Origin of the sequence: Bacillus cereus group sp. BfR-BA-01316 (assembly GCF_022664195.1) — a bacterium.
GTDB lineage: Bacteria > Bacillota > Bacilli > Bacillales > Bacillaceae_G > Bacillus_A.
In genome coordinates this window covers 1-7930 of record NZ_JAKUGX010000059.1, presented here as the reverse complement: position 1 = coordinate 7930, position 7930 = coordinate 1, and the positions used below count along the sequence as shown (strand labels likewise).

Genomic DNA, 7930 nt, shown 5'->3' with positions numbered 1-7930 from the left:
TCTTTTGTTTTCATCATTAAATCGTTTGCATCATATATCGTAGTATTCCTTTCTATTATGTGAGCTCGTTACTTACCTTGAGAATTTGATGTTTTTCCTTAGAACATTCCAACGAATATTGAATACTTTATTTTCGAAAAATGCTCTATTTTACCAAAAGGTGATTTGACGATAATCGTCTTTTTATTTATGAAAACTATACAAAATGAAATTTTTATATCAATCTTCATCAAATTCTGTAACAGTTACATACTTTCAATGATTCTTTCTTTCTGCCACTCTCATTTGATTCGCCTGCGTTGTGTAAAATTGGACTACTAGAGGAAGTACGTCCAAAATTGCATCTCACCTTTTCCCTTTCTCACAAGATTACAAATTTATTAAGAACTAATAATTTTTATATCCTTTAAATTTGTCATCACAAGTAATTTTTATAATTAGTTCATTTCTCAATATAATTTGTGCATATGATTCCATTCAAAGATACAAAATATTTAAGTAACTATTTATAATTACATTGTTTTTATATCAAAATCCACAAAGGAGCTACATAACATGAATAAAAAAAATCTATTAAGTCAACAACTTGACGACGTGTCATCAGATGCTCTGAATACTCCTAGTAAGGCCCAAGAACAAATGCAAGAAACATCTCAAGAGGCACATAATCCGAACAACACCAATGTTAAAAAGAAAGACATTACTTTAGATTTACATGACGTAGACTTACCAATTTTAGACGTATATAGAACAACGAACAAAAAGTAACTTTCAAAGGGAAAAATCTTAAGAACGAGTGAACTTAATTCTTTTCCCTTTTCCTATTCAAATAACCATTTTATAAAGCTCTTAAATACCCGATTTCCCTTGCATAATCACACATCTTTTCCATTCCTTCTTCTGGCCACCCACAATGAATACAGTACAATCCGGCATAACCATTTCGCCAATTTGAATTATCATTACCGAATATAAAGTCCGTGAAATCTCTAATTAACCCCCACATCGTTCCGTCACTTGAGAAATATCTGCATCGCTTCTTGTCATACGCATTGGAATAGTGGTCAACGAACTATAGATTTCTACCATCATGTTTAAAATAAGCTGTTCTATTTTCATCTTCATAATGAAAGATATCCTTTTCGTGATCTGCTAAGTAACTAAGAAGTGAATTTACGATTTCAATGCGTTTTTGTTTGTCCATTTCCCTTTACGAATAATCTTTTTTATATTACACATACTACTTCTGAGCCGACTTCCCACCGGCTTCACTCTTTTCAAAACGGGGATTTCTCCTCCGTGTCATGCACAAACGGCGGTTAACCTAGTCAGTTATCTGCCGTTTGTGCGTATAAACGTAAAAATTCTTGTCTACACTGTTTAGAGAAAACATCTTAAGCCATTTGTAGACATCTCCAGCACAGGTTATTTGTACGGCCGATACAATAAAAAGTATCGGTCTTATTTCTTTATCTCCGTATTACTTTTCGACAAAATAACACTTTTGTTTAATTTGTTTCTTTTCATTGGACAGCTCTTTAATTCTTACTCTCTTGTCGCCCACTACAAATGTCGAATAACCTGTACATAGTTACATTCAACTTGATAAAATGCAGATAAGGTAGTCAGAAAGGTGATGATGTTATGTTCCAACAACAAAATAATAGGGATCGTGTCATGTTTTCTATGCAAGGTATCCCAACAAACAAAGCTAACATGAATCAATTGCCAAAATGGATTAGAATATTTGGCTATTGTGCATTTACATTTATGACATTAAGCGCTTTATTGCTATTGATATTAAGTTTGAATTAAATTATTTTATATAAAGAATCCAACGGGATATACAGACTTGTCCACTGTTCATAATTCTGTAACACATACGTACGAGTTCCTGTGTTAAACTAATCTTATTCAAAGAAGTCATTCGTTATTTATTGAATCAACAATTCTTAATACCCCGTCCCCTGCCCTAGCTCCCCTGCTAGGGCTTTTTGTTATTTCGATTTTTTCTATTAAATTCGTATTCTTCATAACTACCATCCTTTCAATTTGCTATGCTACTAATCATTTTTATAACTTCATCAGTATCTATAAGAAAATGAGCGTTTTTTTAAGTATGCCTGTTACATAATTACTGGATGTTTACCCTGGCAGTTCGCTCCCTCTTGCTCCTTGTACTTGCTGTACCGCTTAGTTATAAAGTGAAACTTCAATCAGTGGAGGCTTTCTCCATCCCTGACTGATTGTCAGCCCGTTAGTGCGGGATAAAATTATAGTGTAACTATCTTTTTCTACGCTAAAATACCAAAAGCACTCGTTGCCATTAGTTGACAATCAAGTGCTTTAAATCCTATTTTCTATTTCCTCTCAAAATTTTCTTACGGGATTTATTTATGCCTTTAAATACATTAAATTCGTCCACATTTGATTTTTTTCTTTCACCAGAACTACCTTCACCCGTACCCTTAGACTTATTTACTTTCCCTACATGATATACAAGTTCTTCAACATTCTGCTTAAATTACAGTGCCGTATGCAAATTACTTTGAAATTCTACCATCACTTAATCTCCTCTATCTCTATATTTTCAAGAAAATTATAATATGGAAAAATATTCAAATGAACCGAATGTTCATATTTAATATACAATTAACTTCTATAACTAAAGATAAGAAAACACTCTTATCTTATTCCAACATAACGGTGTCGAGAGAATATGGTCTTACCCCAGTCAAGTAGACAGTAATAGATTAGGTGTCTTTTCATTAAGCAGCCTTAGTTCCAAATTCAATAGGACTAAGGTTGTTTAATCTTTTTTGAAATCTTTTTTTATTGTAATAGCTCATATATCTTTTAGTAGCCTTAAAAACTTCTGCTTTTTCATGAAACGTATGTCTATAAAAGCATTCTGCCTTAAAATGACTAAAAAAGCTCTCTATACATGCATTATCGTAACAATTTCCCTTCCTAGACATACTCACGGTTATTTTGTGCTTTTTAAGTAATTGGTTATATTTTTTTGACGTATACTGATAACCTCGGTCGCTATGTAATACTGTTTCGTGGAATTTTCTTTTTCTTAAGGCTTTATTAACTGTGTCTGTAACTAATTTTAAATTGTTGTATTCGCTCATTTGGTAGGCCACAACTTCGTTATTGTAAAGGTCTAGTATCACGGAAAGATATATGCGCTTATTGTTAAAGGTAAGATAGGTTATATCTGTAACCCATTTTTCATTTGGCCTTGTAGTTGAAAACTCTCTGTTTAACAGATTTTCCGACACGACGCATTGTTCTTTTAAACCAAAATGCCTCCACTTTTTCTTTCGAATCTTAGCTTGTATCCCCATTTTTCTCATTAAACGATATGCTCTTTTGTGATTTACCTGTAAACCATAATACTTTGTGAGCCATATACAAATTCTTCGGTAACCATAGCTACCATTTATATCTGGATCTCGTTCGCATTCTACTATTTTAGACATGATAAATTGGTCCTCTTTCATCTTTTCAGAGGGATCGTTGATTCTTTTTTCCCACTTATAATATCCACTTCTTGAAACACCTGCAATTTCACAAAGCAATACAATTGAAAAGTTCTGTTTTAAGGTATGAATGACCTCGTATTCTACTGATTTAATTTTTTTGATCTCATCCCCTTTTTCGTAGCTAATAGCTTTTTTAAGTATGCGTTTTCCGCTTCTAATCGTTGTATTCTAGCATCTTGATTTATTTCATTTGTTTGTCTAGATCTTCCACGTTTTTCTTGTAGGCCCAGAATCCCTTCATTTTTATATTTTTTAATCCATCTATCTATAACTGAATATGTAACTCCTAATTCCTTTCCAATTAATTGTACTTCCAATTCCTCTATGTAAGTACAATTCAATAGCTTTCATTTTAAAATCGATTGAAAAAGTTCTTCTAATTTTTCCCATAAAAAAATCCCCTCCATTATAAACAGTAAAGTAACTTTCTTTCAACTGTCTACTATAAGGGGATCATATCAATACGCTAAAGTCATCTTTTTTTACCTTATTATTTTACTAACTCTCCATTATAAACTTTTATATCAAGCGGAGCCGTTAAAAACTGTGCTGCTTTACTAACGAAAGATGTGAAGTGTTCACTCGTATTATGACTCGCAACTGCCGCTTCATCTTTCCATACTTCTACCATCGTATAAACACTTTCCTTTTCAGTATCTTTATATAGATCGTAAGATACATTTCCACTTTCTTCTCTTGAACCATGAAGTAGTGGCTGAATTTCTTCTAAAAATGATTGTTGTTTTACTGAATCTACTTGAAATATTGCGTGAATAATAATCATGGTGTTTCCCCTCTCATATTCCACTTATTTCTGTATTCTGTAAAATTACTTCCACTCAGCAACTTTTTCAACTGGAAGACGTACTGATTGGTAACCACTGTCAGCAGCTTTTCCGATTGAAATTAACATAACTGGTACGTGACGTTCTTTATCTAATCCGAATGCTTCTGCGATTTGGTCTTTTTCAAATCCACCAATTGGGCAAGTGTCATAACCGTGAGCACGAGCTGCTAACATAAATTGCATCGCTACAAGACCACCGTCAATTAGTACCGTATCTTTCATTACTTCTGGTGGAACCATTGAGAAGTAAGCTGAAAGTTTTTGCATTTGATCTTCTTTTACTTCAGCTGGCATTAATCCGCGCTCTACTGCTGTACCGTAAATTTCTTCTGCGTTATCAAAGTTGTTTAAGTCACCAAATACAGCGATCATTGCTGAAGATGTTTCTACTTGAGATTGATTAAATTTTGCAAGTGGCGCAAGTGTTGCTTTTGCTTCGTCACTTGCAATAACTAGGAATCTCCATGGTTGCATATTTACTGAAGATGGTGCAAGTGTTGCCTCTGTAAGAATTTCTGTCATTTCTTCTTTGCTAATTTTTACAGCTGGATCGTATTTACGAATTGAACGACGTCCTGTTAAAATTTCGTTAAAATCATTTGTTTTTACTGAGTTAGTCATAGTTGTATTCTCCCTTTTTTATAATTCTTTTATGTTTTCTTGAATGCGGTCTAACATCGTTAAAAGATTGTCGCGTTCTTCTTCACTTAATCCTTTAAATGCTGAAGTAGCGAAACGCTCTTTTTCCTCTTGATACACTTGAATTTTATTTCGCCCCTCTTCTGTAAGAGAAACTAACGTAATTCTGTTATCATCTGGATTTTTACGTCTTGTAATCATTCCGTTTGCTTCCAGCTGTTTTAAATGCCTCGTAATCGCGGCATTATCAATATTCACTTCTTGCTGAAGTGCTTTTTGACTAATTTCATCTACTTCATATAACTGAAGTATAAGCTCTAGTCTAGATTGACTCATACCCGTACACCCTTCAAACTTCGAACTGACTTCTTTATTGAGGAAGTGTAATTTATATAAAATAATCGCTTCTTTTGAGCATGAACTTGTCAAATTACCCCTCCTTTACATCCAAACCAAAAATGTTTGATACATCAATAGTTGATATGTCAATTAATATAATCTATATCGATTTATAATGCAAGCATTTTGTTTTCTTTTTATTTTTCCAAATTAAGGCGCTTTGTCACATTACAAAAAATGTTAATTGCATTATAATAGTACTAATTTAAATGACTGGAGAGTGATTGTAATGCGGCAATACACAAATAGAAATGAGGAAATAAAAATGGAAAATGAAATGAGGATATTTATATATGACAACAATAAATATAGGGATTGTCGCGCACGTAGACGCTGGCAAGACGAGTTTGACTGAGCGTATTCTTTATGAAACGAATGTGATTAAAGAAGTTGGCCGAGTAGATAGTGGCAATACGCAAACTGATTCAATGGAATTAGAAAGACAACGCGGAATTACGATTAAAGCATCTGTCGTTTCTTTCTTTATTGATGATTTAAAAGTAAATGTCATTGATACACCCGGACACGCTGATTTTATCGCTGAAGTGGAGCGATCATTCCGCGTTTTAGACGGTGCCATTTTAGTTATCTCTGCCGTTGAAGGTGTGCAAGCACAAACGAAGATTTTAATGCGAACACTACAGAAACTAAACATACCGACTGTTTTATTTGTAAATAAAATAGACCGTAGTGGCGCAAATACTGAAAAAGTTGTGAAACAAATAAAAGCAATTCTTTCAAAGGATGCATTCCCCTTCTACTCTGCCCAAAACGAAGGAACAAAGAAAGCTCGTATTATTGAATATAAATCATATGAAGATCGTATTGAACGATTAGCGCCATATAAGGAATCATTGCTTGCATCATATGTAAATAACGAAATAATACCGGACGCACTATTAAGAAAAGAACTCGAAAAGCAAATACAGCAAGCAAATGTGTTTCCTATCTTTTTTGGTTCAGCAATGACAGGTATTGGAGTAACTGAGTTACTTGAAAATATTTCAGCCCTAATTCCAGCTACTAAATCGGCACAAGATGAAACATTATCCGGTGTTGTTTTTAAAATTGAACGAGAATCTTCCGGGGAAAAAATTGCTTATGTAAGAGTTTTTTCTGGTAGTTTACACGTTAGAAAATATGTTGATATTCAGCGCAGTGAGTCTCTGTCACATAAAGAAAAGATTAAAAAAATGTGCATATTTCATAATGGAAATGCGGTTCAAGCTTCTACTGTTCAAAGTGGAGAGTTTTGCAAAGTATGGGGACTTACTAATATTAAAATGGGTGATATTATCGGTGAACGGACAGATTATATTAAAGACATTCACTTTGCCGAACCACAAATGGAAGCAGCAATCGAGGCAGTTCCTAAAGAGCAAATTCATAATTTATACGCTGCACTTATGGAACTATGCGAAGAAGATCCTCTCATTAAGGTTTGGAAAGATAATGTTCATAATGAACTATACATTCGCCTTTTCGGTGAAGTACAAAAAGAAGTTATTGAAACAACACTTTATGAAAAATACAATTTACAAGTTACTTTTTCAAATACGCGAGTTGTATGTATTGAAAAACCAATTGGCATAGGGAATAGCGTTGAAGTAATGGGTGAAAAAGAGAATCCTTTTTACGCAACAATCGGCTTCAAAGTGGAACGTGGTGAACTTAACTCTGGTATTACGTATAACTTAGGCGTTGAACTCGGATCACTACCTTTAGCATTTCATAAAGCGATTGAAGATACTGTATTTCAAACGTTAAAACAAGGTTTATACGGCTGGGAAGTTACTGACATTATCGTCACATTAACGCATACTGGCTATGCAAGTCCTGTCACAACAGCAAGTGACTTTAGAAATTTAACCCCACTCGTTTTAATGGATGCATTGAAACGAGCTGAAACATGTGTATTTGAACCAATAAATGCCTTTGAATTAACTGTTCCAGAGCACGCAATTAGTACCGCAATGTATAAACTAGCTGCCATTCCAGCAACTTTTGCAGAGCCTACGTTGCATAATGACTCTTATCATTTAACAGGATCATTACTTGTTGCGAAAACAGAGAATTTTAAACGAATGCTCCATTCATTTACTGAAGGAGAAGGTATCTTTATAACAAAGCCAGGTGGTTTTACAAAACTGACGGCTCCCTTCCCTACTCGAAAACGTGTTGACTTTAATCCGCTAAATCGGAAAGATTATTTACTTCATGTGTTGAAGGCTTATTAATTAACAAATAGGAAAAAGCGCCCTCTTGTATGATATTTTCTTTACTAGAGGGCACTTTTTTACACAATATCAAGGTAGAGCTGGTTCAAACTCTCCTGTGATTGTTTGATATCCATTATTGTTCTCATATTCCTGTTTCCGCTCTAACCCGAACTTTTCTAAAATAGGAAGGTCATTTGTTGAAAATACATAACTATTTTCTAGCGCAACGTGTTCGTGCCATGCCCAGTTTGGTACAACAAAGAAGTCTCCTTTCG

Annotated in this window: 8 protein-coding genes and 2 pseudogenes; 3 read left to right on the top strand and 7 right to left on the bottom strand. The window is 34.0% G+C overall.

What is annotated here, in order from left to right; genetic code table 11:
• The first annotated feature begins 555 nt into the window (after positions 1 to 555).
• Positions 556 to 768 (top strand): hypothetical protein, encoded by a 213-nt coding sequence (locus MR071_RS24665; RefSeq protein WP_242238201.1) that lies wholly within the window; start codon positions 556 to 558, stop codon positions 766 to 768.
• Positions 769 to 838: 70 nt separating this feature from the next.
• On the opposite strand, the pseudogene MR071_RS25650 reads toward MR071_RS24665, so the two are convergent.
• A pseudogene (locus MR071_RS25650) lies at positions 839 to 1204 on the bottom strand (hypothetical protein).
• 440 nt (positions 1205 to 1644) lie between these two features.
• Between MR071_RS25650 and MR071_RS24655 the strand changes: the two are divergent.
• A complete protein-coding gene (locus MR071_RS24655; RefSeq protein ID WP_181149460.1) occupies positions 1645 to 1815 on the top strand; it encodes a hypothetical protein in 171 nt (56 codons plus the stop codon).
• Positions 1816 to 2768: 953 nt separating this feature from the next.
• Here MR071_RS24655 and MR071_RS24650 read toward each other — a convergent pair.
• The 5 genes and pseudogenes from MR071_RS24650 to MR071_RS24630 form a co-directional block, all read right to left on the bottom strand.
• Complete coding sequence (locus MR071_RS24650; protein WP_242238202.1) at positions 2769 to 3644, bottom strand: IS3 family transposase; 876 nt, start codon at positions 3642 to 3644, stop codon at positions 2769 to 2771.
• Positions 3632 to 3941 (bottom strand): annotated as a pseudogene (locus MR071_RS24645) (transposase). The gene MR071_RS24650 and the pseudogene MR071_RS24645 overlap by 13 nt, the downstream one beginning before the upstream one ends.
• Positions 3942 to 4041: 100 nt before the next feature.
• Positions 4042 to 4335, bottom strand: coding sequence for a putative quinol monooxygenase (locus MR071_RS24640; RefSeq protein WP_242238199.1), 294 nt, complete (start codon positions 4333 to 4335; stop codon positions 4042 to 4044).
• Between the two features lie 45 nt (positions 4336 to 4380).
• Complete coding sequence (locus MR071_RS24635) at positions 4381 to 5019, bottom strand: nitroreductase family protein (RefSeq protein WP_242238198.1); 639 nt, start codon at positions 5017 to 5019, stop codon at positions 4381 to 4383.
• 18 nt (positions 5020 to 5037) lie between these two features.
• Positions 5038 to 5466, bottom strand: coding sequence for a MarR family winged helix-turn-helix transcriptional regulator (locus MR071_RS24630; protein ID WP_000204168.1), 429 nt, complete (start codon positions 5464 to 5466; stop codon positions 5038 to 5040).
• 263 nt (positions 5467 to 5729) lie between these two features.
• Between MR071_RS24630 and MR071_RS24625 the strand changes: the two genes are divergently transcribed.
• A complete protein-coding gene (locus MR071_RS24625; RefSeq protein ID WP_242238197.1) occupies positions 5730 to 7673 on the top strand; it encodes an elongation factor G in 1944 nt (647 codons plus the stop codon).
• Between the two features lie 69 nt (positions 7674 to 7742).
• Here the strand turns inward: MR071_RS24625 and MR071_RS24620 are convergent.
• Positions 7743 to 7930: cupin domain-containing protein (locus tag MR071_RS24620; protein ID WP_472926935.1), on the bottom strand; the 188-nt coding region annotated here is incomplete at its 5' end.